Genomic DNA, 1,760 nt, shown 5'->3' on the forward strand with positions numbered 1-1,760 from the left:
CCTATCGGCCAACTGTTGCAAGGCTCGCGGGTTTAAGCCGCGAGTGCGAAACGTTCGTCGTTTGCAGTTAGTTTTTTTCTGCGGATTTACGAGGTGACAGAACCTCGACATGCCCTGCGCCGCGTCCGAACCCATGTCGAAACCAATGCAGCCCCAAGAATCTTCATTCTACGCCTTGGGTAATAAGTCTGTCAGCTCTTTGGGATGGTGAATCACAAAATCCGCCCCCCACTCCAACACATCCGCTTCAGCGCCCAGATAACCGTAGTTAGCAGCCACTGTCACCATGCCAGCGGCTTTACCAGCGACGATGTCTCGCTCATCATCGCCCACATACCAACAATCTTGTGGCGGCAACCCCAGCAAACGTGCAGCTTCAAACAGAGGCGCGGGATGCGGTTTGGCATGCGGCGTGGTGTCACCGCTGACTACCGCGCCAGCTGTTTTGAAAAGGCTCATTTGTTGGCTGAGCGGAATGGTGAAACGCTGACTTTTATTGGTCACCACGCCCCATAACAACCCCAGTTGCTGCAATCTTGTCAGCATGTCGTCAACACCATCGAAAACCGTGGTTTTGACGGTCATAGCGTTCTGATAGTTGTCTAAAAATTCATTCTTAAACGCCTCGTAATCTGCATGCGCTTCAGTGATACCAAACGCCACTTGCAGCATGCCACGCGCTCCTGACCCAGCCATCGGGCGGTACAAGGCATAGTCCAACGAGGTCATGCCGCGGTCGGTACGCATTTTGTCGGCGGCCGCACCCAAGTCTGGAGCACTGTCTATCAACGTACCGTCCAAATCAAATAACACGGCCTTGGGTCTTGGAAACGAACGCATGGATGGTGTGCTTAAAGTACGCGCTGGGTGGCAATCATGTAATTGACGCTGGTGTTCGTATCCAACCAATAGCGGCGCGTGAGCGGGTTGTACTGCAGTCCCTTGGTCGCTTGCAATTGCAATTCGGCCACACGGCAATATGCTGCAAGTTCAGAAGGCTTGATAAATTTAGCGAACTCGTGCGTGCCTTTGGGCAGCAGGTTCAACACATATTCAGCGCCAATGATGGCGAACAAAAAAGATTTCGGGTTGCGGTTTAGCGTGGAGAAAAACACCCAACCGCCGGGCTTGACCAAGGTGGCACAAGCCTTGACGACAGAGGACGGATCGGGCACGTGCTCGAGCATTTCCATGCAGGTGACCACATCAAATTGCGCGGGTGCTTCTGCGGCCATGGCCTCGGCACTGACTTCACGGTAAGTCACATTCGGTGTTTGGGTTTCCAGCGCATGCAATTGCGCCACTTTCAATGACTTGGTGGCCAGATCAATACCGGTGACAGTGGCTCCAGCACGGGCCATGGCGTCACTCAAAATACCGCCGCCACAGCCGACATCGAGCACCGCTTTGCCCTTGATAGAAGCCAGTGAGTTGATCCATTCCAATCGAAGCGGATTGATTTGATGCAAGGGTCGAAATTCGCTGTTGACATCCCACCAGCGGTGGGCAAGTTCAGAAAATTTGGCGAGTTCTGCGGTGTCTACGTTCGTATTGTTCATCACCGGATTGTCAACGATATTTGATGGGATGGGCGCTCAACTGTGAGGTGACCAGCTGATGCAAAGGTCAAAAAAAACCCCGCACCAGGCGGGGTTTGATAGGCATGAAAGTTAATCAGTTCTTACGCGCACCGACCACTTCAATTTCGACGCGGCGGTTTTTGGCGCGGCCTTCTTTGGTGCCATTGTCAGCAACAGGTT

2 protein-coding genes, 1 other RNA gene and 1 pseudogene are annotated in these 1,760 nt (G+C 53.2%); all 4 read right to left on the minus strand.

Annotated elements, in window-relative coordinates; all coding sequences use genetic code 11:
- Positions 1 to 155, minus strand: a transfer-messenger RNA (tmRNA) gene (gene ssrA / locus AC9UG7_RS04850); the annotation flags it as partial.
- A 13-nt stretch (positions 156 to 168) separates the two neighbouring features.
- Positions 169 to 840, minus strand: coding sequence for an HAD family hydrolase (locus tag AC9UG7_RS04855; protein WP_509584949.1), 672 nt, complete (start codon positions 838 to 840; stop codon positions 169 to 171).
- Positions 841 to 851: 11 nt separating this feature from the next.
- Positions 852 to 1,559 (minus strand): bifunctional 2-polyprenyl-6-hydroxyphenol methylase/3-demethylubiquinol 3-O-methyltransferase UbiG, encoded by a 708-nt coding sequence (gene ubiG / locus AC9UG7_RS04860; RefSeq protein WP_509584951.1) that lies wholly within the window; start codon positions 1,557 to 1,559, stop codon positions 852 to 854.
- A 115-nt stretch (positions 1,560 to 1,674) separates the two neighbouring features.
- Positions 1,675 to 1,760 (minus strand): annotated as a pseudogene (locus AC9UG7_RS04865) (outer membrane protein OmpA); the annotation flags it as partial.

The sequence above is a fragment of the Limnohabitans sp. genome (genome assembly GCF_046052765.1).
GTDB lineage: Bacteria > Pseudomonadota > Gammaproteobacteria > Burkholderiales > Burkholderiaceae_C > Limnohabitans.